Genomic DNA, 25,404 nt, shown 5'->3' on the forward strand with positions numbered 1-25,404 from the left:
GGTTAATGTGATGAATGCCGAAAGGTGACATCATGTTGACAGACAGAATATGTCTGGCGGCGATAGCGCGGTGGTCCCACCTGACCCCATGCCGAACTCAGAAGTGAAACGCCGTAGCGCCGATGGTAGTGTGGGGTCTCCCCATGTGAGAGTAGGGAACTGCCAGACTTTAATAAAGACGAAGAAGCCACCCAATAGGGTGGCTTTTTTGCGTCGATAGAAAAGATAAAAATAAACAACTAGTTAGAGGGATAAAGTGTATTTTCTTTCAGATCTTCTATATGTGACTCTTGCCCACAACTCTTCATAGTTCCCCAACCGATAATCCTCTGAACATAACCTCTACATATAACTTTTATATATAATCCCTATATACTGTGTTTGTATATAATTTTCGTATATTATTAGCTCTAAAATTCACAGACTAATATCCTGAGTTATCTGGTTTCTAATATCACAAAATACATACTAGATTTAGTCTTTTTATTGGTAATCTTATCAATTGGGAATATAAAAATAATTTTAATCTTGTAGCAAATGATAGCTTTATTACTTTAGATGATTTTAATTTTAGGCAAGATACTGACAATTAAAGAATACGGTAATAAGAGATGATAATAGAGACTGATAAAGTATCGCACAAATATCATGTTGAGATAGATTGATTATATTTTAAATTTTCGATAAATACATGCAGCAGGCCAGCATTTGTTTTTACACGTAACCGATTATTCGGTGATGTAATCAGAATATTTCTTTATCGTCCAAGTCTCTATTATGTTGGTAATTAGTTGCGTTCTTATCGAGTAATACAGTCGCATTTTCCAGATCATACGGATATTGAGAATAATCATTATGTATCAAGTGATTAGACTAAGCGAATGAAATTTGTCAGTTATGAGCTATTAATTGAGTAATATTTATGAGCTAGAATAATTTCGCTAATACAAATAGCGACGTTAATATTTCCAATTATTATATTAACACTGGGATCTGTTAGATTAATTGTGATCCGTAACATTTAATAATAAGATCGATGATTGCTGATATAGAGATTTATATAAGTATGACAAACTCGGAGCTACAGATTATTTTTAATTTGCCTTCGATATTAGAGCCAGTTCACAGTTCTGTTTCTAATATTGCCGATTTAAATATTACTAATATTATCGGGACTATTTGGGCTACGATAATCATAATGCAACATTTAGGTTTTTATCTAGCATAATATTATTACGAGTATTATTGAGACTGTGATTTGATAACAGAATTTACTAATTTGTAATATGGATGGGAAGGCCAGCACATAAGAATTAGCCGGATAATTACTGGTATAATTATCTTGCAGTATCTTTATGAAAATATAATTAATTCCCTTAATTATGGGAATTAATATTTTGTATATTTTTTTAATTATGAATGAAATATTTATATTTGTATTGGGATTTGTAATTGCGAAAACCAATTCTCTATCGTTGAAGCAGAATGATGAGTTAAAATAATCTTCAGCCATTCAGTATAATTTTGCGGATTATTTTTTATTTCATCATATAAGCTTTTAATATCGATCCAGCGCGTTGCTGCAACTTCTTGAAAATTAGGGCTAATTAAGTCATCAAATAAGCCAATATAAATATGATCGTATTCATGCTCTATTAATCCACCATTTACTTCAGATTGATAGATAAATTCGCCGATGTGAATTAAATTGCTGGTAATATTTAATTCTTCACCTAGCCTACGATTGGCGGCATCCAGTGTTAGCTCTGTTGGCTTAGGATGGCTGCAACAGCTATTTGCCCATTGCCCTGCTGAATGATATTTATGAAAAGCTCGTTGTTGTATTAGCAATTGACCTTGTTGGTTAAATAAGAAAATTGAAAAGGCGCGATGAAGCTCACCTAACTGATGGGCTTGCATTTTGGGCATCGTCCCTCGTGGTTTATCATGCTTATCAACTAAAATGAGTAAATCTTCCATTTTTCACCTTAATATTCTGGTTATATTATTTTAATGGTTCGTTATAATATATACGCATTATAAAATAAACTGTAATTTATTTTATATTTAATCCAGAGTAGCTTAACTTTATTTTCATTCAATTGATTACATGTGGAAAATAATAAAAAATATTTCATAGTAATTTATTGTTTTTATAATTATTTATTTGACTGAATTTAAAAGCAATTAATATAATAATAGTAAAAATAATTTTAACTATTATTATATTAAATAAAGTTATTTTTATTAAAACCTGATTGTTAATTATCAGAAATGATTAACAATCAGGTTTTATTTTGAATTATTTTTGTTGGTGTACCCAGACAGCTGCTTCAACACGTGATTTCAAGTTTAGTTTCTTTAATAGATGTTTAACGTGAACTTTAACCGTACTTTCGGTAATATCCAGTTTACGTGCGATCATTTTATTGGCCAATCCTTGTGCGATTAAATCTAAAATATCTCTTTCTCGAGGGGTTAATGAGGCTAAATTATTACTATCATCATTATTGCGACCTTCACGTAATGACGTGGCTAGAATAGAGGTTAAAGTTGGGCTAACGACCATTTTTCCTGCCGCCGCTTGTTTTAATGCTTCTAATAAATCTTCGGGCTCCATATCTTTCAGTAAATAACCATCGGCGCCGCGCTTTAATGCGTTAATTAAGTCATCGCCGTAATTAGATACAGTAAAAACAATAATTCTACCAGAGAGCTCTCGTCTTCTTAGATTATCTAAAGTTTCAAGCCCATTCATACCTGGCATATTAAGATCTAATAGAATTAAATCGGGATCATATTGTTCAGCGAGTTTAATACCTTGAACGCCATCACCCGCTTCACCGATAACGTTAAGTTGAGGAGCCAAACTAATTAGTTGCCTAACGCCGCTTCGTAGCATTGGATGATCGTCTATTAGCAAAATAGTTGCTTGTTGTGTATCGCTACATTGCTTATCCATGATTAATTTACTCCATCACTTTTTGTATTTATTGTCTTCGGGGTGAACGGGAAAGTCAGGCTAACATCAGTACCCCCTAATTTCCTTGGGGTAATAATACATGTACCATTTAGGCTCTGAGCGCGTTCTTTCATGATAATTAGCCCATAATGATTCTGTTTTTCAGGATTTGGTTCAATTCCTTCGCCGTTATCACTAATAATAACAATGATTTTATTATCTTGTTTAGATAAGGAAATAGCCGCCCAATTGGCATGTGCATGTTTGAGAATATTACTTAATGCTTCTCGGATAATCTGTATGATATGTATCGCCTGATGAGATGAAACACTTTTTGCGGGTAAATTATAATCGAGTTCAATGATAAATCCGAGTCGCTGATTAAATTCATTTAGGGTATTTTCAAGCGATGGTAATAACCCTGGTTCGGCAAGTTTTAAACGGAATGTGGTTAATAATTCCCGCAATTGGCTGTAAGCTGAATTAATTTCTCGCCGCATTTCCCCTAATAATGTTTGGCAATTTTCCGGCAGCGTATTAGCTTGCATTTGTAAATAGCTGATTTGCATTTTTAAACAAGAAAGCGATTGTGCGATTGAGTCATGTAATTCTCTAGCAATCGCCGAGCGTTCATCCATTAATAATAATTGCTGTTGTTGCTCAATTTGATATTCCATCGCTAACATGCCGGAGATTTGTTTGACCAACATGAGCACGAGATTATCTTGCTCTTGCGATAACATATTATCTGAAGTTACTTCACCAATAATTACACCATAGCGATGGATATTATCGGCCAGTTCCCAGCTAAGAATAGCCGGCTTAACAAGCGGCTTATAATCCATATTTTGCTGACATATTTGGCAGTTGTTATGTTGGCAATCTAGATGAGATTTATTTTTATAACAAAAGATTTCGTTATAATATTTTTCGTTATTGTCTTCATATAGACGAAAACGTAAGTTTTTTATACCTGTTATTTTTTGCAGCTCAATTAATACTTTCTGTATTTTAGCGCATATAGGTTCACGAGAATGCAGCATTTGATTAGATTTATATAAAAAAGACAGCTGCTGATTTTTGTGCCATAGGTCGGCGGTTTTTTCTTCTACTCGTGCTTCAAGTTGATGATAACTTTCGGCTAATTCATCAGACATTTGATTTAAAGTAAGACCTAGTGCATCTAATTCATCTTGTTTACCAGTGACGGGATAGCGTTGGCTGAAATCTTTATGTCCAATGGCGCTAACAATATTAAGCAGTCTATTCCATGGATAAAGAAATTTGCGTCTTAAATGGCAGATAGTGCAGATTAATAGTAAAAAAACTAAGGCGATAAACATGATTTGCGTCATCGCTACGTAGGTAAATTTATTCTCCGTAGTTTCATCGATGTTATATACTAGATGATCTAATTTATTTACAAATTCAATCACTTCATTTTTAGCTTCATTAGGATTTTTAGCTATTTCTAATGTCGGTTTCAGTCTATTTTTCCAGTAATAAGTTATCTCAGCAAATTGTGCGGAAAGTTTCTCTGCTTGTACTGCTTGCAATAATTCGTCACTGGTTAGTGTCTGCTCTAATTCCTCAAGATAAGGTTCTGAGGCTTTATTTAATGGGAGCAAAGAGAGTAGACGATAACTTTGCATTCTTAATGAGCCTGATTTATTAATTGCATGCGCATTACCTTGCACACTGATAATCATTCGGTTAGAAATTGTCATACCGATAATTCCTAATATTGCAATCAATAGCATTAATCCAATGACTTGATTAATAATAGAAAATCGTTTAGATCTTGGTATCATATTATAACCTATTAGCTATCAGTAATATTATAAATCACGGTTCCATGAGTGAAGTAGGCTCTTAAAAGAGAAGTCGTTTTATCAAATACTAATCGCTTAGACTCATGATATATTGTTAAATTAATCAGATAAATTAAATATACCACTTTATGGTTAATACTAAATATCTAACCATCCGATTAATAGGGTTATTTATTAGGATATCATCGATTATAATTTTATTTTTAATTTTAAAATCAATGAATAAACTATATTACCCCTCGGTGCTCCCAAAGTATTATTCGATTAATAGGGCGAAAAAATAGCCACATATCCCTTGATTTAGATCATCTAAGTTAATTCTAATTAGCTACAAACTCAGCCCAGAAATACTATCCACTGGGGTGAGTAATGAGTCAATTATCGAAATCTAATAATAGCAATAAAACTGAACGTATTATTCAGGATTGGCATCCTGAAGATAATAAATTCTGGCTACAAACAGGAAAAAAAATTGCAACCCGCAATTTATGGATCTCTATTCCATGTTTGTTATTAGCGTTTTGTGTTTGGATGCTTTTTAGTGCAGTAGCGGTGAATTTAAATAAAGTCGGCTTTAATTTTACCACCGATCAGTTATTTTTATTAACGGCCTTACCTTCTGTTTCTGGCGCAATCTTGCGTGTGCCTTATTCGTTTGTTATTCCTATTTTTGGTGGGCGTCGCTGGACGGCTATCAGCACAGTGTTTCTTATTATTCCTTGTGTATGGCTTGGATTAGCTATTCAAGATACGACAACACCTTTCAGTATCTTTGTCATTATTTCGCTACTTTGTGGTTTTGCTGGCGCTAATTTTGCTTCAAGTATGGCGAATATCAGCTTTTTCTTTCCTAAAGCACATCAAGGCGGCGCTTTGGGCCTGAATGGTGGCTTAGGAAATTTAGGCGTCAGTGTCATGCAGTTGGTCGCTCCTTTTATCATTGGCGTCGGTGTATTTAGCATCTTTGGTGGCGAAGGCGTTGTACAGGATGATGGCAGCTCGCTGTGGTTAGAAAATGCGGCTTGGATTTGGGTGCCTTTTTTACTGTTTTTTACTGTTATGGCGTGGTTTGGCATGAACGATCTTGCGGCCAATAAGGCGTCACTAAAAGAGCAGTTGCCAGTATTAAAACGTGGGCACTTATGGATACTTAGCTTGCTGTATTTGGCGACATTTGGCTCATTTATTGGGTTCTCTGCTGGATTCGCTATGCTGTCTAAAACCCAATTTCCTGACATTGTTATTCTCAAATTTGCCTTTTTTGGTCCATTTCTCGGGGCATTAGCTCGCCCACTTGGCGGCATGTTGTCTGACCGTTTTGGCGGGGTAAAAGTAACTTTAATTAACTTTATAGTGATGGCTATTTTCTCCGGTTTATTGTTTTTAACCTTGCCTGTTCATGGTCTTGGTGGCTCTTTTATTGCCTTTTATGCGGTGTTCATGGTGCTGTTTTTAACTGCAGGATTAGGCAGCGGTTCTACTTTCCAAATGATTGCAGTGGTATTTCGGAAAATAACCGTAGATCGCGTTAAAGCTCAAGGTGGCAGTGATGATGAAGCACAAACAAAATCAGTAACAGAAAGTGCCGCTGCCTTAGGGTTTATCTCTGCTATTGGCGCAATGGGCGGTTTCTTTATCCCTAAAGCTTTTGGAACATCATTGGCATTAACCGGCTCACCTGCTGGAGCAATGAAAATCTTCTTCGTATTTTATATCGTTTGTGTCTTGGTCACTTGGCTAATCTACGGACGTAAAAGTAAATAATAAATTCAAAATATAAAGATAACCTTTATTAAGCAATGTACGGCATTGGCAGCGCCAGTGTCCTCAGGAGGCAATCCGAATGAGCAAGTTTTTAGATAGATTTCGCTATTTTAAGCAATTAGGCGAAACCTTTGCCGGTGAGCACGGTCAAGAATTGAACGTCAACCGCGATTGGGAAGATGGCTATCGTAGCCGTTGGCAGCACGATAAAGTCGTACGTTCTACTCACGGTGTGAACTGTACCGGCTCATGCAGCTGGAAAATTTACGTTAAAAATGGGCTAGTCACTTGGGAAACTCAGCAGACCGATTACCCGCGTACCCGCCCTGATTTGCCTGATCATGAACCACGTGGTTGCCCGCGTGGAGCGAGCTATTCATGGTATTTATATAGCGCTAACCGGGTTAAATATCCAATGGTTCGTAAGCGCTTACTTAAGCTATGGCGTGAAGCAATAGCTCAGCATTCAGATCCGGTTAATGCGTGGCTCTCGATTATTAATGATCCACAAAAGGCTGAAAGTTATAAACAAGCGCGAGGCCGTGGCGGATTTGTCCGTTCTAGCTGGCAAGAGGTTAACCAATTAATTGCTGCGGCAAATGTGGCGACTGCAAAAGAATTCGGCCCTGACCGTATTATCGGTTTCTCGCCAATTCCTGCGATGTCGATGGTCTCTTATGCAGCCGGCGCCCGTTATTTATCCTTAATTGGTGGTGCTTGTCTTAGCTTTTATGATTGGTATTGCGATTTACCTCCTGCTTCACCTATGACTTGGGGCGAACAAACCGACGTTCCAGAATCTGCGGATTGGTATAACTCATCTTATATTATTGCTTGGGGATCTAATGTTCCGCAGACACGAACTCCGGATGCTCACTTTTTTACCGAAGTTCGCTATAAAGGAACCAAAACTGTTGCGGTAACTCCGGATTACGCTGAAATTGCTAAGTTATGTGACCATTGGTTGAATCCGAAACAAGGGACGGACAGTGCGATGGCGATGGCAATGGGCCATGTCATCTTGAATGAGTTCCATGTTAAACGTGAAGCTGAATATTTCCGTGAGTATGTACGTACTTACACCGATATGCCGATGTTGGTACGCTTAGACGTACGTGAAGATGGCTATTATGTACCAGGCCGTATGCTGCGGGCTTCTGACCTGACCGATGCTCTCGGTGAGCAACAAAATGCCGAGTGGAAAACGGTAGCTATCGATGAAAATAATGGGGAATTGTGTATTCCACAAGGCTCGATGGGATTCCGTTGGGATGGCAGCGGCAAGTGGGATTTAGAACCGCGAGATGCTGCCAATAATCAACCGTTAAAAATGCAATTGAGCTTAGCGGGCAAACATGATGATGTGCTGGATGTTGGCTTCCCTTATTTTGGTGGAATTGAAACCGAACATTTTAATCATGTTGAGCTAAAAGATGTTCTGCTGCATAAACTGCCAGTTAAACGAATTCAATTATCTGATGGTAGTCAAGCATTCGTGACCAGCGTATATGATTTGATGCTGGCTAATTACGGTATTGATCGTGGTTTTGACGATCAAAACTGCGCGAAAGATTATGATGATGTAAGGGCTTACTCACCGGCATGGGCAGAGCAAGTCACAGGGGTAAGCCGCCAGAATATTATTCGTATTGCGCGTGAGTTTGCGGACAATGCAGAAAAAACGCATGGCCGCTCTATGGTGATTGTCGGCGCGGGTATTAACCATTGGTATCATATGGATATGACCTACCGTGCGATTATCAATATGTTGATTTTCTGTGGTTGTGTTGGACAAAGCGGCGGCGGTTGGTCGCATTATGTTGGCCAAGAGAAATTACGCCCACAAACGGGTTGGTTACCGCTGGCCTTCGGTTTGGATTGGCAGCGCCCACCACGGCATATGAATAGTACGTCATTTTTCTATAATCATTCCAGTCAATGGCGCTATGAAACGGTAAATACTCAAGAATTATTATCACCGCTGGCGGATAAAACCCGTTTTAGCCCAAGTTTAATTGATTTAAATGTGCGTGCTGAACGTATGGGCTGGCTTCCTTCTGCCCCGCAATTAGCCACTAATCCGCTTAATATTGCTAAACAAGCGGAAGCTGAAGGTTTATCGGCGGTCGATTACACGGTTAAGCATTTAAAAGACGGTAGTTTACGCTTTGCTGCGGAACAACCTGATAATCCGCAAAATTTCCCACGAAATCTATTTATTTGGCGTTCTAATCTTTTGGGGTCAGCAGGTAAAGGGCATGAATATTTACTGAAGTATCTGCTAGGTACTGAGAACGGTATTCAAGGAAAAGATTTAGGCGGACAAGGCTGGGTTAAACCAGAAGAAGTGGAATGGCAGGATGAAGGCGCGAAAGGCAAAGTTGATTTAGTGGTGACACTGGATTTCCGTATGTCCAGTACTTGCCTATTTTCTGATGTAGTGTTACCAACCGCGACTTGGTATGAAAAAGACGATATGAATACTTCGGATATGCATCCATTTATTCATCCGCTGTCTGCTGCCGTTGATCCAGCCTGGGAATCTAAAAGTGATTGGGAAATTTATAAGGGCATCGCGAAAGCCTTTTCAGAAGTCAGCGTCGGCCATTTAGGGAAAGAAACCGATGTGGTGACCTTGCCTATCCAACATGATAGCGCGGCTGAAATGGCACAACCGTATGATGTTCAAGATTGGAAAAAAGGCCAGTGTGAGCTTATTCCGGGCAAAACAGCACCGCATATATTGACGGTTGAGCGTGATTATCCCGCGATATACGCACGTTTCACCTCTTTAGGTCCATTGTTAGATAAATTGGGCAATGGCGGTAAGGGAATTAGCTGGAATACGCAAGATGAAGTTGAATTTTTAAAACGCTTAAATCAAGTTCAGCCAGAAGGTGGTCCGAATGCGGGACGTCCTAAAATTGAGACAGCGATTGATGCGGCTGAAGTTATTTTATCATTAGCGCCGGAGACTAACGGTCAGGTGGCGGTAAAAGCGTGGGAAGCTCTGGGTAAAGTGACGGGGCGTGATCACACGCATTTAGCACGCAATAAAGAAGATGAAAAAATTCGCTTCCGCGATATTGTCGCGCAGCCGCGTAAAATTATTTCGAGCCCAACATGGTCTGGTTTAGAAGATGAACATGTCTCGTATAGCGCAGGCTACACTAATGTGCATGAAATGATCCCGTGGCGCACGATTAGTGGCCGTCAGCAATTGTATCAAGATCATGAGTGGATGCGCGCGTTTGGTGAGAGTTTAGTGGTGTATCGTCCGCCGATTGATACTCGCGCAGCACAGCCGTTATTGGGCGCTAAGCCGAACGGTTTCCCAGAGAAAGCGCTTAACTTTTTGACTCCGCATCAAAAATGGGGAATTCACTCAACTTATAGCGATAACTTATTGATGCTGACATTAGGCCGAGGCGGCCCTGTGGTTTGGCTTAGTGAGGACGACGCGAATCAGTTAGGCATTCAGGACAATGATTGGGTGGAAGCGTTTAATGCGAATGGTGCATTGACGGCAAAAGCCATTGTTAGCCAACGTATTCCTGATGGGATGATCATGATGTATCACGCCCAAGAACGTTTAATTAATTTACCCGGCTCAGAAATTACCCAGCAACGCGGTGGGATCCATAACTCAGTTACACGAGTCTGTCCAAAACCGACACATATGATAGGCGGATACGGTCAGTTAGCGTATGGCTTTAATTATTATGGAACGGTCGGGTCAAACCGTGATGAATTTGTGGTGGTGCGTAAAATGAAACAAGTTGATTGGCTCGATGGTGAGCAAGATGGTTATCAACAGACTCTGAGCGGGAAGGAGAAAGCCTAATGAAAATTCGTTCTCAGGTCGGCATGGTCTTGAATTTAGATAAATGTATTGGTTGCCATACTTGTTCTGTGACCTGCAAAAATGTATGGACCAGCCGCGAAGGTGTTGAATATGCCTGGTTTAATAATGTAGAAACTAAGCCAGGTGTCGGGTATCCATTAAATTGGGAAGACCAAGAAAAATGGAAAGGCGGTTGGATCCGTAATATTAAAGGCAAATTAGTACCTAAAATGGGTAATAAAGTCGGGGTATTATCAAAAATTTTTGCTAACCCAGACGTTCCTGCGTTAGATGACTATTATGAGCCTTTTGATTATGACTATGGGCATCTGAAAAATGCCCCAGAAGGTAAGAATGTACCGACGGCTCGCCCTCGCTCGCTGATCACAGGGCAGCGTATGAGCAATATTAATGGTGGGCCTAATTGGGAAGACGATCTTGGCGGTGAGTTCGAAAAACGCGCCCACGATATGAACTTTGCCAATATGCAGAAAGAGATGTATGGGCAATTTGAAAATACATTCATGATGTATTTACCGCGTTTATGTGAACATTGTTTAAATCCGGCTTGCGTGGCTACGTGCCCGAGTGGAGCCATTTATAAACGTTCTGAAGACGGGATTGTCTTGATTGATCAAGATAAATGTCGTGGCTGGCGGATGTGTTTGACTGGCTGCCCGTATAAAAAAATCTATTTCAATTGGAAAAGCGGTAAATCAGAAAAATGTATTTTCTGTTATCCACGTATTGAATCAGGTATGCCAACCGTATGCTCAGAAACTTGTGTTGGGCGTATCCGTTATTTAGGCGTATTACTGTACGATGCCGATAAAATTGAGCAGGCGGCAAGTGTTGAGAATGAAAAAGATCTGTACCAAAGTCAGTTAGATATTTTTCTTAATCCGCATGACCCTGCGGTTATCGAGCAAGCTCAAAAAGATGGAATCCCGCTCAGTGTAATCGATGCCGCGCAGAAATCGCCGGTCTATAAAATGGCGATGGAATGGAAACTGGCGTTACCTTTGCATCCTGAATATCGCACGCTACCAATGGTTTGGTATGTGCCGCCATTATCCCCGATCCAATCGGTAGCAGATGCTGGAATGCTAGCGCATAACGGAGTGTTACCGGATGTCGAAAGTTTACGTATCCCGGTGCAATATCTGGCTAATTTATTAACAGCGGGTGATACCGCACCCGTGTTATTAGCGTTAAAACGTATGTTGGCGATGCGCCATTATAAACGTGCGGAAACCGTCGAGAAAAAACAAGATTTACAAGCGCTAGAGCAAGTGGGATTGACTGAAGCCCAAGCGCAGGAAATGTACCGTTATTTAGCGATTGCTAACTATGAAGATCGTTTTGTGATCCCTTCTAGTCACCGGGAATTAGCTGCTGAAGCCTTCCCTGAAGCGAAAGCTTGCGGTTTTAGTTTTGGAGATGGCTGCCATGGCAGTGACAGTAAATTCAATTTATTTAATAGCAAACGAATTGATGCCATTGATATCACACCAAAAACAGCTTCGACAAACTCAAAGGAGAACTCACTATGATCTCTCTAAAAGTGATTTCTTGCTTACTTGAATATCCTACAGAGGAGCTTTGGGCGCATCGTGATGAATTGATCGAGGCGCTAGAGCGTGCCGATGAATTACCGTTTACACAAGCGGTGCAATTAATGATGTTTGTGCGTGACTATACTGGCGCACCTTTGCTTGATAGACAGGCTGAATATTGCGAATTATTTGATAAAGGCCGAGCAACATCATTGCTGTTATTTGAGCACGTACATGCTGAATCTCGCGATCGTGGTCAGGCTATGGTCGATTTAATGGCGCAATATCAACAGAATGGACTGCAAATTGATAGCCGTGAATTGCCGGATCATTTACCGCTATATTTGGAATATCTAACTACACTGCCAGCCAAAGAGCGACAAGAAGGGCTGCTCAATATTGCCCCTATTCTTGCCTTAGTTGGGGAGCGTTTAAAGCAACGTGAAAGCCGCTTTGCTAAGTTGTTTGAGTTGTTATTAGTGCTATCAAACAGTGAATTAGAGACCCAACAGCTCAGTGAACAGGTTGCGAAAGAAGCTCGCGACGACACGCCCGAAGCGCTGGATGCAGTGTGGGAAGAAGAACAGGTTAAATTTTTTGCCGATGATAAAACCTGTGATAGTGATATCTCGCGTCATCAGCGCCGCTTTGCTGGCGCGGTAGTGCCACAATATCTCGATTTGGATTCTGATTTAACATCAGGAGTGAGCAAATGAATTATATCAATCAATTCTTTTTTGATATCTATCCGTACATTGCCGGTACGGTATTTTTGGTCGGTAGTTGGCTAAGGTACGACTATGGGCAATACTCTTGGCGTGCAGGATCTAGCCAAATGTTGGATAAAAAAGGCATGCGTTTGGCCTCTAATTTATTCCACATCGGGATTATTGGGGTATTTGCCGGGCATTTCTTAGGCATGTTAACACCTCATTGGATGTATGAATCTTTCCTACCAATGCATATTAAACAATTGATGGCGATGATTGGCGGTGGGATCTGTGGCGTATTAATGTTGATTGGCGGGGCAATGTTACTTAAACGCCGTTTAACCAATCCGCGAGTGAGAGCAACCTCCAGTTTCGGAGATATTCTTATTTTGACGTTGCTGGTGGTGCAAGTGTGTTTAGGTTTACTGACTATTCCATTTTCCGCGCAACATATGGACGGCAGCGAAATGTTAAAACTGGTGGATTGGGCGCAATCCATCGTTACTTTCCACTGGGGCGCGGCTGCCCATCTTGAAGGTGTTGCATTAATCTTTAAGTTGCATTTAGTTTTAGGAATGACGCTGTTTTTGCTGTTTCCATTCTGCCGTTTGGTACATATCTGGAGTGCACCAATCGAATATTTAACACGCCGTTATCAGCTAGTAAGGAATCGCCACTAGTTGATATTGTTAGCAATCCAGTTAAATTTAGTTAAACATCAGCGGAACCCGGGGATATTGACAGTTATCCCCGTTCTCCAGCAGAACGATTTACAATTATTGCTGCGCTTAAAGCCCCCATCTCTTATGAGATGGGTTTTTTTTACGTTGATATAGCCTTATAAATATGTTGCATACATTACGCATTGTTAGGCTGTTTTTTGAAGCGACTAAATATGGTGATCACTCCAACCAGCAGTAAACCAGCAATAACACCGGCAAGCATATTAAGCAGTGTCGGAGTAATAAGGGGTAAAATATGACCAATTACCGGCACTGAACTTGCGCGGGTAGTCAGAGATTCAATCGGCTCATGCAGCAGGCTAATACCATGGGTTAGAATCCCGCCCCCCACCATAAACATGGCTGCAGTTCCGACGACAGACAGTGTTTTCATTAAGTAAGGAGTGGCGCTGATTAAACCATCGCCGATTTTTCTCAGCAGCTTCGATGCTGTTTTTTGCAAATAAAATCCCAGATCGTCAAGTTTAACGATCCCCGCGACTAGACCATATACACCAATAGTCATCACAATGGCAATGATAGATAACACCACGACTTGATTCAGTAATGTTGCTCCTGCAACTATCCCCAGAGTTAGTGCAATGATTTCTGCCGAGAGAACAAAATCGGTACGAATAGCACCTTTGATTTTTTGTTGTTCATAGGCGGAAATTTCTTCAGCCGTCATTACTGGCGTAATATCTTCATTACTATGACTTTCTTTTCGATGCAAATATTTATGTACCAGTTTTTCAGCACCTTCAAAACATAAGAATGCTCCCCCCAACATTAATAGCGGAGTAACTGCCCAAGGCGCAAATGCGCTGATCAACAGCGCGAGTGGGACTAAGATCAATTTATTACGAAACGATCCTTTTGCGACTGCCCAAACGACAGGGATCTCTCTGTCTGCTCGTACTCCGGTGACTTGCTGAGCATTCAGTGCCAGATCATCGCCTAAAACGCCTGAAGTTTTTTTAGCGGCAACTTTGGTCATCAATGCGACATCATCTAATACTGCGGCGATATCATCTAATAAGGCTAATAAGCTACTCCCAGCCACGTTATTTCCTTGGTGTAAGATTGAATATTGATTGAAATAATAATAAAAAAATTAGCCAGTAAACAGTGATATTTAAATATTAATATTTTTAATATATTTGAATATATAAATACAAAGTATATGAGGTTTATTTTCGTCTTTATTCTAATGAGCAGTGTGATATTTTGATTAATTATTTTTATTATTAAGTTAAGCTGAATTTTATAAGGTTTAAATATGCACTCTTCTCGACCTATATTGAGTATTGTTGCTGCTGTTTATAACGGCGGTAAATTTCTCCCCCAGTTTTTTGATAGCTTATTAGCGCAACAGCTGGATAACTGGGAGCTTATTTTAGTTAATGATGGGTCAACGGATGACAGTGCGGCATTAATCCGTCAATATCAAAATAAATTTCCAAGTATTAAGATCCTAGAGCATGAGAATCAAGGCGTTTCTGTAACCCGTAATCGCGGTATGGCTGCTGCGACAGGGCATTATATTACTTTTCCTGATATCGATGATGTTATCCATCCAGGGATGTATAAGCGTTTATTAGAAATGGTTGAGACCAATAAATTAGATGTCGCAACCTGTAATGGTACCTACATTTATACTGATGGTTCGCCGAAAAAAACAATTTTCCCTCCTAACCGAGTTCCTTCGACGGGGGTGATTTCTGGTGCTGAATGGCTACAAATCGGATTAAGTTCGCGTAAATTTTTGCATGTTGCTTGGCTGAATGTCTATGGTCTAGATTTTTTGAGAGCCCATCAATTTGCTTTTGAGCCAAAACTGCATCATCAGGATATTCCTTGGACTACTGAAGTACTATTAGCCGCGCAACGCGTACAGTTTACTAATGAGACATTTTACGATTATTTAGTCCATAATCAATCGGTATCCCATTCGCTGCAAGGGGATGAACGACAGGTACGAAAAATAAATACCTATTTGAAAATTATAGATATGTTAATGGCTATTTATCAGCGTTATCCTGATCAAGTTAAACAAGCACCCGCCTGTTTGTGGCAAATCGGCAAAGAAGGATTAGGGGTGATCCTTGCGATTATGTCGATTGAATCCCCCGAGTTAAAGCGGCAGATGGCGAGAAAATTTTTAGATAATGGTTATTGGGATATTGTGTGGCGCAATGCCACTAGCTTAAAGCTACGTTGGCGTTTGATTCGTCGCTATTTACCATTAAAGAAAATAATTAATAATTAATAAACAAGTTAACGTTATTCGAACAGCTAGAGACTATATTTTACTGGCTGTTCGGTATCGCTATTTATAGGCAAATTAAGCCAGATTTTTTAATGCGTTTATAAATAATTGCCATAAACGCGGATTATCCAAGCTGACGGCAACTTGAGTATGGCAGTCCTGCGGCGCAGGATGACGAAAATCAGCAACAGTCATTCCACAGGTTAATTGCCCCTGAAGTTCGATATTTATCGGTACTCGTTGAGTGGTTATTAACGTTTTATCTATCACATAAGCCACGGCACAAGGATCATTAACCGGAGCGTAATCTGTAGCTTGATTACGTTGGCGGTAACCGGCAGTGTAATAATTCATGGAGTCAGTAACAAACTGGCTAATCGGTGTATTTAATGCTGCAATATCAGCCATAATTTGTGCGGTTGGTTTGGCTTGATGGGTTAAATCTAACCCCACCATGGTTAATGGCCATTTCTCGTTAAATACAATATGAGCAGCTTCGGGATCAATACGAATATTGAATTCAGCGACCGCAGACTGATTACCTATATGGTAACCACCGCCCATCAAAACCACTTCTTTGACCAACTCTACAATTTCTGGAGCTTTTCTTACGGCAAGGGCAATATTGGTTAGCCCTCCAATGGGAACCAATGTAATGGTTTTTGCTGGATGTGATTTTAATGTTTCAATAATTAAATCAACAGCATGGCGATTATCCAAAGCTAAGGTAGGTTCAGGTAAATGGGTTCCATCTAGCCCGCTAATTCCATGAACTTGTGCGGCATTTTGAATTGATCTGATTAAAGGACGATGACAGCCGGCGGCGATGGGTCTATTTTTCATGCCCGCAAATTGGGCTATAGCGCGCGCATTATGGGTGACTTTTTCCAGTGTTTGATTACCGACAACTGTTGTAATTGCCAGTAAATCAATATCTGGATGCCCCAGTGCCAGTAAAATAGCCATTGCATCGTCATGCCCTGGATCGCAGTCAAGAATGATCTTCTGTTGTGTCATAGTTCCTCCTAATTAAATATATTCAATCATATGTGATTTGGTATAAATTTCCTGTGAGCTAAAAGCGATTTATGCCGCTCAATTTTAGTCTCTGTTAATAGGTTCTCTCTACTTTTGCAAGATAGTATTCAGAATAGTATTCATGATAGTGTGATTTAATTAACATATTAATAACATAAGAATTGAGCTTCTTAGCTGAATGTGTTTTTTATAGACAGGTTTAAATTTTAGCCACAGATATAAAATAGGATTTATTAATATTGAAATGAAATAATTCATGGGGGCCAAATGGAAGGATACAGAGAGAGATTACCGCAAGTAATCGATGCTGTCGCAACCGATAATTTTTATCCTAACCTATTAACTTGGCTCAGTGATTTCATTCTGTTTGATAATGCCATTATTTACGCGTTTGAAAACGACACACCGCCACACTGTTTAATCAAAGTGGAACGTCGAAATAGTGACGCCTTGAATCGGATCTACCAGCAAGGCGCATATTTAATGGATCCATTTTATCAGCAATTAATTAAAGGTGGCGATAATCAACTACTTACTTTGAAAGATCTTGCACCAAATGGATTTTATCATACTGATTATTATCTGAATTTTTATCGGAAAACCGGTTGGCAAGATGAAGCTGGGTTATTGATTGAGTTGTCACCAGATAAACGAATAGGGCTATTTTTTGGTAATGAAGAGCAGCAATTTAGGCTAGAAAAACAGCGCCAAACCCAGTTTAAAGAGGCTATTGAGATTATTTCTAGCGTCGCACGATTACATCGTCAAATACAAATAGCCACTGTTGCCGAGCCTTCAACTCCTTCTATTCAGTCAAATGTTCGGCGTCATTTTAGTTTAACCCCAAGAGAGTATGAGGTGGTTGAACTCATTTTAGCAGGTAAAGGAACGCCGTATATTGCACAAGCGTTATTTATTAGTCCGGGTACGGTAAAAAACCATCGTAAAAATATTTATCAAAAACTAAATATTAACTCTCAAGCTGAATTGTTTAACTTATTAATGAGCTTAAAAAATCTATAATTTATTATAAATTAAGCCGATTAATTAGTTTTTAACTTAATACCAATATTTTAAGATGATAAATATTATTTATTCATGTAAATCAAATAATTAAAATATTAAAAATAAATAATAAAGATCAAGCATTTTTTGCTGGTTTATACGATGAATTATGCTGCATTATTATGCCGATATATCACTAAATATCAGTCTAATAGTTTGATAAACAATGATTAAATTAATTTTAGATCATGGTTATATTTTTGTTCATTTTTCTATATCCATCACAAATGTTAAATAAATGTTTATAATGTACCTAAAGGGACATATAAAAGTTAATCCTAGGTGAAGATAATCAAGGTTATGACAAGATACTAACAGGGTATCCAAATGAATAATCAAGTTGAATCATTAACCTATTACTCGGCAACGAAAAAATATGATTTACGCTTCCCGACGTTAACTGAGGATCTAGATGTTGATGTTGTGATCATTGGTGGCGGGTTCTCAGGGATCAACACCGCATTAGAGCTGTGCGAAAAGGGCATCACCAATATTGCTATTTTGGAAGGTCGTTATCTCGGTTACGGGGGAACAGGGCGTAATGGTGGGCAAGTCATGGCAGGGATCGGTCATGATCTCGACGTGATCAAAAAACACGTTGGTGCAGATGGTTTAGAAACCATATTTAAAATCAGTAATATGGGTGCTGCAATTATTCGTGAGCGTATCGCAAAATACAATATTGATGCTGATTTTTGTCATGGCTATGCTTATCTGGGCAGTAATCAACGGCAAGAAAAAACTTTACGCAGCTGGATAAAAGAGTTTCAAGCTATCACGCCAGACGAAGATATTGAGTTTTATACCGGCTCAGAAGTGAGGAAAGTGATTGGCTCCGATGCCTATACCAGTGCAATAAAGCATATGGGGGGTGGGCATGTCCATTCATTAAACCTATTGTTAGGTGAAGCAAAAGCCGTTAGCGAGTACGGAGCTAAAATCTTTGAAAATAGCCAAGTACTGAAAGTCGATTATGGCGATAGAGTCACAGTTCACACGGCAATGGGATCAGTTCGTGCGACAAAAATGCTTTGGGCGTGCAATGCCTTCCTCGATGGCTTAGAGCCAGCGCTCTACAGTAAGACCATTAATACCTATGCATTCCAAATGATGACCGAAGAGTTATCCGATGATCTAATCAATCAGATCAGCCCGATCCGTGGTGCATACAGTGATATTCGCCCGGTGATCGATTATTACCGAGTCACCCGAGAAAACCGTTTATTATTTGGCAGTGCAACCGGCTTTTTAGAGTATATTCCGGCGGATCTTAAAGCTTGGAATCGTAACTTAATGCTAAAAGTTTTCCCCTATCTCAACGATGTAAAAATTGAATTAGCCTGGGGGGGACCGATGTGCTGTAGCGCAAACTTATTTCCACAAATTGGCTCATTACCTCAGCATAAAAATGTATTTTTTGTGCAGGGATATTCCGGTTTTGGCGTAACCCCTAGCCATATTGTCTGCAAAGTTCTTGCTGAAGGGATGGCTGAAGGATCACCGCGTTATGAGCTGATGAGTTCTATTCCCCATGCCACTATTCTTGGTAAAGATAGTTTACGCAATGTGATTGTCTCCCTTGGTAAAATTTGGCACCAAACCTCGGGCTATTGGCAAGGGCGTCGTTAATTAATTCTCCCTAACTTAACAAGGTATAACATCATGATTTCTCCTTTATTACTGAATAAACCTCTGCCAGAACTGCTGAATATTGGAAGCGTAACTCATCTTGGCTCTGAGGTAGTTTCCGGGGATCCACAAGCCAGTGTCGCCATGATCCATGGTGAACCGACGGATAATCTGACATGTGGTATTTTTGCTTGTACCACCGGCAGTTTCAAAATGACCTACCCATTTGATGAAATGGCAACGGTTTATGAAGGCTCGGTTAAATTAACCGATTTAACAACCGGCGTAATGATTGAATACCAACGTGGTGATAGCTGGTTTGCAGTAAAAGGCACGGAAGTTCTTTGGGAAATTACCGCAGAGCGTTTTGTGAAACATTATATTGCCTGCGTAAATGGCTAACTGCTCAATAGAGTCGCGAAAGAGCTGTGAAATAGTGGAGAGGAAAGATGAGTGACATTGCCTTATTACCCGAAGTGAGATCGTTTATTCAGCGCCAACACGGGCATTATATTAATGGCCAAGCGGTGCTTGGTAACGGTGCAAACAGTTTCTCTGTAATAAATCCGGCGACAGAACACGTGATCGCGACAGTTAATGGGGCAACGTTGGACCAAGTTGATGCGGCGATGCAGGCAGCATCAGCTGCATTTCAAGGCGTATGGGCACAAACTACACCCATGGAACGTGGCCAATGCTTGAATCGTTTAGCAGATTTATTGGAAAAACATAATGAAGAACTCGCTCAGTTAGAAACGTTATGTTCTGGTAAAACTATTCAATTAGCGCGTGCTCTTGAAATTGGATCTTCCGCTCAGTTTTTACGCTATTTTGCAGGATGGGCGACCAAAATCAGTGGCGAAACCTTGAATGTTTCTTTGCCTTCTTTCCATGGCGAGCAATACAGCGCATTTACGCGCCGTGAACCTCTGGGCGTGGTTGCAGGAATTATTCCGTGGAACTTTTCAATTATGATTTCGATATGGAAGCTTGCCGCAGCGCTGACGTGTGGCTGCACCATTGTACTGAAACCGAGTGAATTCACGCCCTTAACGATGCTTAGAGTGGCTGAATTAGCTAAAGAAGCTGGCATCCCCGATGGTGTAATTAATATTATTAACGGTGATGGGCGAGAGCTTGGTTCTGCATTAATCAGCCATTCGTTGTGTGCAAAAGTGACTTTTACTGGCTCGGTACCCACTGGGCTTGCAGTCGGTAAAGCCGCGATGGACGGTAAACTGACTCATGTGACGTTAGAGTTAGGTGGTAAAAATGCAGCAGTTTTTCTGGCTGATTTATCGGTAGATAAAATGGTTGAGGGGATAATTGAGGCGGGTTACCTGAATCAAGGACAAATTTGTGCCGCCGCAGAGCGTTTTTATATCCCAGCTAAATTAATTTCACCGGTATTGGACGCTTTAAAACAACGTCTTGCGGGGTTTAAAATTGGTTCTCCATTGGATGAATCGACAGATATGGGGCCGTTAGCCAATAAAGCCCATTACGATAAAATTCTTAAATTATTTGCTCAAGCACGCAGCGACGGCAGTGAGATTATTTACGGTGCTGAACCATTGGCAGGAGCAGGTTATTTTGTTTTACCGACGATCATTCGCGCGCATAGCTCCAAAGATCGTTTGATGCAAGAAGAGACGTTTGGACCCGTAGGGACCTTTTTAGCCTATGACGATGAAAACGAGCTTATTTCGATGATCAATAATACGCCTTTTGGGTTAGCGGCGAGTGTGTGGACCAACGATCTGGGTAAAGCAATGCGTATGATCCCACACATTAAAGCTGGGACGGTATGGGTTAATATGCATACGTTTCTCGATCCTGCGGTTCCTTTTGGTGGGACCAAATCATCAGGGATCGGCCGTGAATTCGGTAGTGCGTTTATTGAATATTATACTGAACTGAAATCGATCATGATACGTTATTAATTATTTGATAATTATTAGAATTAGATAATTAAGGCCACCAATATCTGGGGGCCTTAACTACTTTTTAAACACTATTTTAAGTGCTATTTTTATGTATTATCGCAAACTGAGCCATTATGATGCGTTCTTAAAGCTATTAATGAAAGCGAGATATTCATCTTTAGACATCAACGGTTGATAGTTAGCTAATAGCTCTTCTGCGGGTTGTGCATCGTCAAATAGCAGATCAATAATGGTCATTGCCATCATTTGGGCTGGGCGAATATAGGCCATATCCTCATCGAAAACTGTATAATCCTTGCCATGCAATCCTCCGCGAATAGAGCCTATCCATGGGTGGCTAACCGGCATAATATGAGACAAATCACCGGTATCGGTACTGCCTGTCATATGTTTAGCGACCCAAACATTTTCTTCACCAATTAAGTGCTCAGCATTTTGTTGCAATAAATTATTCAGTGAACTGTTGTTATATAGCGGCAAATAACCGGGGAGATCTTTGACTTCAACATCGGCACCGACAGCCATCGCTCCAGCAACTAATGCTCGGGTAATTCGTTCATTGGCATCTATCATCGCCGGTACGTTGGACGCTCGCACATAGCTTTCTAGGCGAACATCACTTGGGGTGACATTAACGAGATCGCCCCCTTGGGTAATAATGGGATGGAAACGCACATAGTCTTTTTCTTGGAAGGTTTCTCGAATCGCATTAACCCCCATTATCCCCATCATGGCAGCATTTAGCGCATTGACGCCTAAATGAGGTGCGGCAGCCGCATGGGATGGTTTTCCTTTGTAATTAATTAATTTACCGACGAAACCGTTGGTGGTGGTTGATATTTCAATAAAACCATTATCACGTTCAGGTTTTACACTAGTTAAGTGAATTTGTAATGCCATATCGATGTCATCAAATTCACCGCGAGAAATTAATTCAGGTTTGCCACCAATAAAGCTGATTTTGCCCTGTTCAATTAATTTATTACGATATGCTAGTTCAACATATTCCTCTGCGGGAACGGCAAAGGGCACAACATCACCTGCTAAATAAGCCATTGCACCTGAGTCAATTAATCCCATGGTGACAGCCATCATATTGGCGATTTGCGCATTGTGTCCACAGCAGTGAGCTGCGCCTGTTTGATCATCAGCATCAGGATGTTCGGCGCATAAAATCGCGTCCAGTTCGCCTATTACCGCAATCGTACGTTTACTGGCTTTTCCACCTTTTAAGCGGCCTTTGACTCCGGTAAGCGCTAATTTATTACGGTAAGGAACCCCCAATGCATCAAACGCCTGTTCTACTTTTTGCGCTGTTTTAGTCTCTTTAAAACCTAATTCTGGTTCGCGCCAAATATTTTCAGCAAGTTGTTTTATATCATTTTTTCTAGCTGCAATTGCCGCACAAACCTGCGATTTGAGCTGTTCTTTAGTCATCATAAGTATTTTCCTGAATTAAATTACGCCACTCCATGAGAGGGTTAATTGCCCAATAAGTGCCGCGAATAAGAAGGTTCCTGAGAATACAGCGAGAGAAACAGGGATTATTCTCCATGAAATCGCTTTAAATTTATCGATATCTTTGCCTAAAGATAAACCGGCAAAGGCCAGTACCACGGTACTGATGACGGCAATCGATACTTTGCTAGTCATGGCTATCATTTCTTTATCGTAAGGAAATAATGGGGAGCATAATAGGGCAGAAATAATCGAGACCCAGAAGATCACTGGTAGTTTATTGAACAGTGGGATTTGGCCGATAAGGTAGGCAGCAAAGGACATCACAGCCAGTAAAGCCATTGCTATCAAAGTATCGATAAAGAGAGTAGAAAATAATCCTCGGCCAGACATAGAACCACCGACGGCATCCCCTAATGCGGTTATAATCATCAGTAAAACTAAAATGATTGCAATTTCGATGAGTTTTTTCATTATTAATTATCCTTATTATCCAGTGTACAAACATCATCGATAGCCCGTTTTCTGCTTAGTTTGTTATATAAGAACGAGGCAAATGGCAAGGAAAAGAAAATATAGATATACAGGCCGAGCACGGAAGACATCAGATTAGCCGAAGATGAAAACGCTTGAATATCCGCCGCTTGGTCAGGATAAATTTCGAGTAATGGGGCTACGGCCGCAGCGAGCATTGAACCACTACCAACGCCTGCACCCATAGCTAAGGCTAATGGACTAAGAATATTTAATCCGGCAATAACACTGGCGAGAACCCCCATCCATATGGCGCCAAATAAGGTTCCACAAATATACATCGCCATGACTCCCCGGCCTTCTGGAGAGCTTAAGCCATATTTAGCTTCGATGATCGCAATATTGGGTTCTCGTCCGACGGAATAAGTCGCGCCAACGGCTTCACGACCCATGCCAAGCATAATGGCTAGCGGTAATCCTAATAAAATCGTGCCAATAAAGTGTCCGACTTCTTGCAAAACTAGTGCACCGCCAGCTTGTATGATTTTTTCCCATGAGGCTCCAACCGAGGTACTTAATTTAGCAATCAATAAGACTAAGGCCACACTCATGATTGAGGCTGCTCGCGCCATATTTTTTTCGTTTAGTATTTTAAATTTAGGAAAGCTTATGACCCCACCCATTAACATCGAATAAAGCATAGGAAAAACCATCACTAACCCGATTTTTATTTGCCCGATAGCTTCTGCCAGTAATATAATAAATATACTGACTAGAAGTAGTTTACTGTCTTTTAATATGTCCATAGAACTTCCTTTTGAGGAATTATTGTAATGAATAATATACTGTGGCTAAAAATTACCCTGTCAGCTTCATACTACTTAAAATATTATTTTATTGGCAATATGCAAGAAGTGAATAGATCATGCTTCCATGGCATGACCTATATTATTGATTAAATTTAATTATATTGTCTATATTTTTTAAATTTTAATAATCATTTAATTATTCATTTAAAACAATGTATTAATTCTTATTTTTAGATGATAATAAGTCTCTTTAATAATTTTTTGTTCTCTTTTATTTATGATTTTTTATAAATATTAAATATTGAATTTTAAAATAAAAATATATTTGATAATTTTCATCATCGAATAAATAATTGTTAAAAAGACTTTTTATGATGAATTATTGATGGGTATAAGGCTAAATAAATAAAAAATTATTATATATAAGCAGTATTTCCTACAATTCTAAAATAATTTACGTTTAATAAAATTCAGTTATTAAGTTCAAGTAAATATATTTTTTTAGCGATAAATACTGTCTTTAAGGTGGTTACATAGTATCTATCACTTTAGCGTAAAAGGTGATTTATTGTTTAATAATAAATCCAGATGAGACTAACTCTGTACGACTAGTGACTTTGGTTTTAGCGAAGATGTTGCGTAAATGAGTTTTTACAGTTGAGAGGGAGATATTTAATAATAAGGCGATACGTTTATTACTGGCGCCTTCACGGACTAACTGTACGACTTCTACTTCTTTTGGCGTTAAATTTGTTCTTAATTCTGGCAATATATCGAAAGTGGCTAGTTCTGCAATCGGCAAGATAGCTCTTAGACGGGTTATTTCATGGTGTTGAAACGGTGTATTTCTTAATACAGAGATCCCCGCGATAATTTTATTTCTTTGCCTAACGAAGATTTCTACCCTATCGCATAAATTATTTGGACACATAAATTTACGATAAAAAGCATGATCATGAACCTCTGCCTGATGATATAGCCCGATCACTTGTTGATCGTTATTTTTAAAATTAGCAGGCTGTAAAGGATCGAGTAGCTGAAAGTGATCTAAATAATGTTGATGTATCTGCAACGAAATACCATATAACACATAGTGTTCAGCACGCCATTGCTCATCAACTAAATAATAGGCAGCGCCAGATATCGGAATAATATGAGCGAGGGTATTAAGACAGCAGTCAATAAGTGAACGCTGGTGAGGGGTAAAAGGTGCGCGATCCATATTTTAACCTATTTTATAACCCGAATAGAATGAGCTGCGAATATCATGCATTAAACATAAATTAACACCAAGTATACATATTAATAACGTGAGCTAGATTACAC

Annotated in this window: 19 protein-coding genes and 1 rRNA gene; 11 read left to right on the forward strand and 9 right to left on the reverse strand. The window is 39.7% G+C overall.

What is annotated here, in order from left to right:
- The first annotated feature begins 52 nt into the window (after positions 1-52).
- A 5S ribosomal RNA gene (gene rrf, locus M992_RS04890) occupies positions 53-168 on the forward strand.
- A gap of 1,260 nt (positions 169-1,428) precedes the next feature.
- Here rrf and idi read toward each other — a convergent pair.
- The 3 genes from idi to narX form a co-directional block, all read right to left on the reverse strand.
- A complete protein-coding gene (gene idi, locus M992_RS04900; protein ID WP_053907590.1) occupies positions 1,429-1,980 on the reverse strand; it encodes an isopentenyl-diphosphate Delta-isomerase in 552 nt (183 codons plus the stop codon).
- A gap of 322 nt (positions 1,981-2,302) precedes the next feature.
- Positions 2,303-2,962: a two-component system response regulator NarL gene (gene narL, locus M992_RS04905; protein WP_053907592.1), complete on the reverse strand. Its 660-nt coding sequence runs from the start codon at positions 2,960-2,962 to the stop codon at positions 2,303-2,305.
- A gap of 2 nt (positions 2,963-2,964) precedes the next feature.
- A complete protein-coding gene (gene narX / locus M992_RS04910) occupies positions 2,965-4,773 on the reverse strand; it encodes a nitrate/nitrite two-component system sensor histidine kinase NarX (RefSeq protein ID WP_053907594.1) in 1,809 nt (602 codons plus the stop codon).
- A 390-nt stretch (positions 4,774-5,163) separates the two neighbouring features.
- On the opposite strand from narX, the gene M992_RS04915 reads away from it, so the two are divergent.
- The 5 genes from M992_RS04915 (at position 5,164) to narI (ending at position 13,348) form a co-directional block, all read left to right on the forward strand.
- Complete coding sequence (locus M992_RS04915) at positions 5,164-6,558, forward strand: NarK family nitrate/nitrite MFS transporter (RefSeq protein WP_053907595.1); 1,395 nt, start codon at positions 5,164-5,166, stop codon at positions 6,556-6,558.
- A gap of 79 nt (positions 6,559-6,637) precedes the next feature.
- On the forward strand, positions 6,638-10,402 hold the full coding sequence (locus tag M992_RS04920) for a nitrate reductase subunit alpha (RefSeq protein ID WP_053907596.1): 3,765 nt from the start codon (positions 6,638-6,640) through the stop codon (positions 10,400-10,402).
- Positions 10,402-11,955, forward strand: a complete 1,554-nt coding sequence (gene narH, locus M992_RS04925; protein ID WP_047255897.1) for a nitrate reductase subunit beta — start codon at positions 10,402-10,404, stop codon at positions 11,953-11,955. Before M992_RS04920 ends, narH begins: the two co-directional genes overlap by 1 nt.
- Positions 11,952-12,674, forward strand: coding sequence for a nitrate reductase molybdenum cofactor assembly chaperone (narJ, locus tag M992_RS04930; protein ID WP_053907597.1), 723 nt, complete (start codon positions 11,952-11,954; stop codon positions 12,672-12,674). The genes narH and narJ overlap by 4 nt, the downstream gene beginning before the upstream one ends.
- Positions 12,671-13,348, forward strand: coding sequence for a respiratory nitrate reductase subunit gamma (gene narI, locus M992_RS04935; RefSeq protein WP_047255895.1), 678 nt, complete (start codon positions 12,671-12,673; stop codon positions 13,346-13,348). The genes narJ and narI overlap by 4 nt, the downstream gene beginning before the upstream one ends.
- A gap of 178 nt (positions 13,349-13,526) precedes the next feature.
- Here the strand turns inward: narI and M992_RS04940 are convergent, their stop codons facing one another.
- Positions 13,527-14,453, reverse strand: a complete 927-nt coding sequence (locus tag M992_RS04940) for a DUF808 domain-containing protein (RefSeq protein WP_053907598.1) — start codon at positions 14,451-14,453, stop codon at positions 13,527-13,529.
- A 216-nt stretch (positions 14,454-14,669) separates the two neighbouring features.
- Between M992_RS04940 and M992_RS04945 the strand changes: the two genes are divergently transcribed.
- The gene (locus tag M992_RS04945) at positions 14,670-15,659 is read left to right on the forward strand and encodes a glycosyltransferase (RefSeq protein ID WP_053907599.1); all 990 of its coding nucleotides are present in this window, start codon (positions 14,670-14,672) and stop codon (positions 15,657-15,659) included.
- Positions 15,660-15,734: 75 nt separating this feature from the next.
- Here the strand turns inward: M992_RS04945 and uriH are convergent, their stop codons facing one another.
- Complete coding sequence (uriH, locus tag M992_RS04950; RefSeq protein ID WP_053907600.1) at positions 15,735-16,676, reverse strand: uridine-preferring nucleoside hydrolase UriH; 942 nt, start codon at positions 16,674-16,676, stop codon at positions 15,735-15,737.
- Between the two features lie 288 nt (positions 16,677-16,964).
- Between uriH and M992_RS04955 the strand changes: the two genes are divergently transcribed.
- The 4 genes from M992_RS04955 to M992_RS04970 all read left to right on the forward strand — a co-directional run bounded on the left by M992_RS04955 (position 16,965) and on the right by M992_RS04970 (position 21,334).
- On the forward strand, positions 16,965-17,720 hold the full coding sequence (locus M992_RS04955; protein ID WP_053907601.1) for a helix-turn-helix transcriptional regulator: 756 nt from the start codon (positions 16,965-16,967) through the stop codon (positions 17,718-17,720).
- Positions 17,721-18,089: 369 nt separating this feature from the next.
- Positions 18,090-19,391 (forward strand): NAD(P)/FAD-dependent oxidoreductase, encoded by a 1,302-nt coding sequence (locus M992_RS04960; RefSeq protein ID WP_053907602.1) that lies wholly within the window; start codon positions 18,090-18,092, stop codon positions 19,389-19,391.
- A gap of 33 nt (positions 19,392-19,424) precedes the next feature.
- Positions 19,425-19,793, forward strand: a complete 369-nt coding sequence (locus M992_RS04965; protein WP_053907603.1) for a cupin domain-containing protein — start codon at positions 19,425-19,427, stop codon at positions 19,791-19,793.
- A 47-nt stretch (positions 19,794-19,840) separates the two neighbouring features.
- Positions 19,841-21,334 carry an aldehyde dehydrogenase family protein gene (locus M992_RS04970; protein WP_053907604.1) on the forward strand — a complete coding sequence of 498 codons (1,494 nt, stop codon included), beginning with the start codon at positions 19,841-19,843 and terminating at the stop codon, positions 21,332-21,334.
- Positions 21,335-21,448: 114 nt separating this feature from the next.
- On the opposite strand, the gene M992_RS04975 is transcribed toward M992_RS04970, so the two are convergent.
- The 4 genes from M992_RS04975 to M992_RS04990 form a co-directional block, all read right to left on the reverse strand.
- Positions 21,449-22,777 carry an amidohydrolase gene (locus tag M992_RS04975; RefSeq protein WP_241543334.1) on the reverse strand — a complete coding sequence of 443 codons (1,329 nt, stop codon included), beginning with the start codon at positions 22,775-22,777 and terminating at the stop codon, positions 21,449-21,451.
- A gap of 15 nt (positions 22,778-22,792) precedes the next feature.
- Positions 22,793-23,269, reverse strand: a complete 477-nt coding sequence (locus tag M992_RS04980) for a hypothetical protein (RefSeq protein ID WP_047255887.1) — start codon at positions 23,267-23,269, stop codon at positions 22,793-22,795.
- A 2-nt stretch (positions 23,270-23,271) separates the two neighbouring features.
- Positions 23,272-24,075: a DUF3100 domain-containing protein gene (locus tag M992_RS04985; RefSeq protein ID WP_047255886.1), complete on the reverse strand. Its 804-nt coding sequence runs from the start codon at positions 24,073-24,075 to the stop codon at positions 23,272-23,274.
- 568 nt (positions 24,076-24,643) lie between these two features.
- On the reverse strand, positions 24,644-25,300 hold the full coding sequence (locus M992_RS04990; RefSeq protein ID WP_053907605.1) for a helix-turn-helix transcriptional regulator: 657 nt from the start codon (positions 25,298-25,300) through the stop codon (positions 24,644-24,646).
- Positions 25,301-25,404: the final 104 nt, after the last annotated feature.

It is taken from the genome of Moellerella wisconsensis ATCC 35017 (assembly GCF_001294465.1).
GTDB classification, from domain to species: Bacteria; Pseudomonadota; Gammaproteobacteria; order Enterobacterales; family Enterobacteriaceae; genus Moellerella; species Moellerella wisconsensis.

Bases quoted from the DNA above. Each gene is read 5' to 3' on its own strand.
- narI (WP_047255895.1), top strand. From the start codon at position 12,671: ATGAATTATATCAATCAATTCTTTTTTGATATCTATCCGTACATTGCC.
- idi (WP_053907590.1), bottom strand. From the start codon at position 1,980: ATGGAAGATTTACTCATTTTAGTTGATAAGCATGATAAACCACGAGGG.
- M992_RS04970 (WP_053907604.1), top strand. From the start codon at position 19,841: ATGAGTGACATTGCCTTATTACCCGAAGTGAGATCGTTTATTCAGCGC.
- M992_RS04915 (WP_053907595.1), top strand. From the start codon at position 5,164: ATGAGTCAATTATCGAAATCTAATAATAGCAATAAAACTGAACGTATT.
- M992_RS04975 (WP_241543334.1), bottom strand. From the start codon at position 22,777: ATGATGACTAAAGAACAGCTCAAATCGCAGGTTTGTGCGGCAATTGCA.
- M992_RS04965 (WP_053907603.1), top strand. From the start codon at position 19,425: ATGATTTCTCCTTTATTACTGAATAAACCTCTGCCAGAACTGCTGAAT.
- narH (WP_047255897.1), top strand. From the start codon at position 10,402: ATGAAAATTCGTTCTCAGGTCGGCATGGTCTTGAATTTAGATAAATGT.
- narX (WP_053907594.1), bottom strand. From the start codon at position 4,773: ATGATACCAAGATCTAAACGATTTTCTATTATTAATCAAGTCATTGGA.
- M992_RS04945 (WP_053907599.1), top strand. From the start codon at position 14,670: ATGCACTCTTCTCGACCTATATTGAGTATTGTTGCTGCTGTTTATAAC.
- narL (WP_053907592.1), bottom strand. From the start codon at position 2,962: ATGGATAAGCAATGTAGCGATACACAACAAGCAACTATTTTGCTAATA.
- M992_RS04955 (WP_053907601.1), top strand. From the start codon at position 16,965: ATGGAAGGATACAGAGAGAGATTACCGCAAGTAATCGATGCTGTCGCA.
- M992_RS04920 (WP_053907596.1), top strand. From the start codon at position 6,638: ATGAGCAAGTTTTTAGATAGATTTCGCTATTTTAAGCAATTAGGCGAA.
- M992_RS04990 (WP_053907605.1), bottom strand. From the start codon at position 25,300: ATGGATCGCGCACCTTTTACCCCTCACCAGCGTTCACTTATTGACTGC.
- M992_RS04980 (WP_047255887.1), bottom strand. From the start codon at position 23,269: ATGAAAAAACTCATCGAAATTGCAATCATTTTAGTTTTACTGATGATT.
- M992_RS04985 (WP_047255886.1), bottom strand. From the start codon at position 24,075: ATGGACATATTAAAAGACAGTAAACTACTTCTAGTCAGTATATTTATT.
- M992_RS04960 (WP_053907602.1), top strand. From the start codon at position 18,090: ATGAATAATCAAGTTGAATCATTAACCTATTACTCGGCAACGAAAAAA.
- narJ (WP_053907597.1), top strand. From the start codon at position 11,952: ATGATCTCTCTAAAAGTGATTTCTTGCTTACTTGAATATCCTACAGAG.
- uriH (WP_053907600.1), bottom strand. From the start codon at position 16,676: ATGACACAACAGAAGATCATTCTTGACTGCGATCCAGGGCATGACGAT.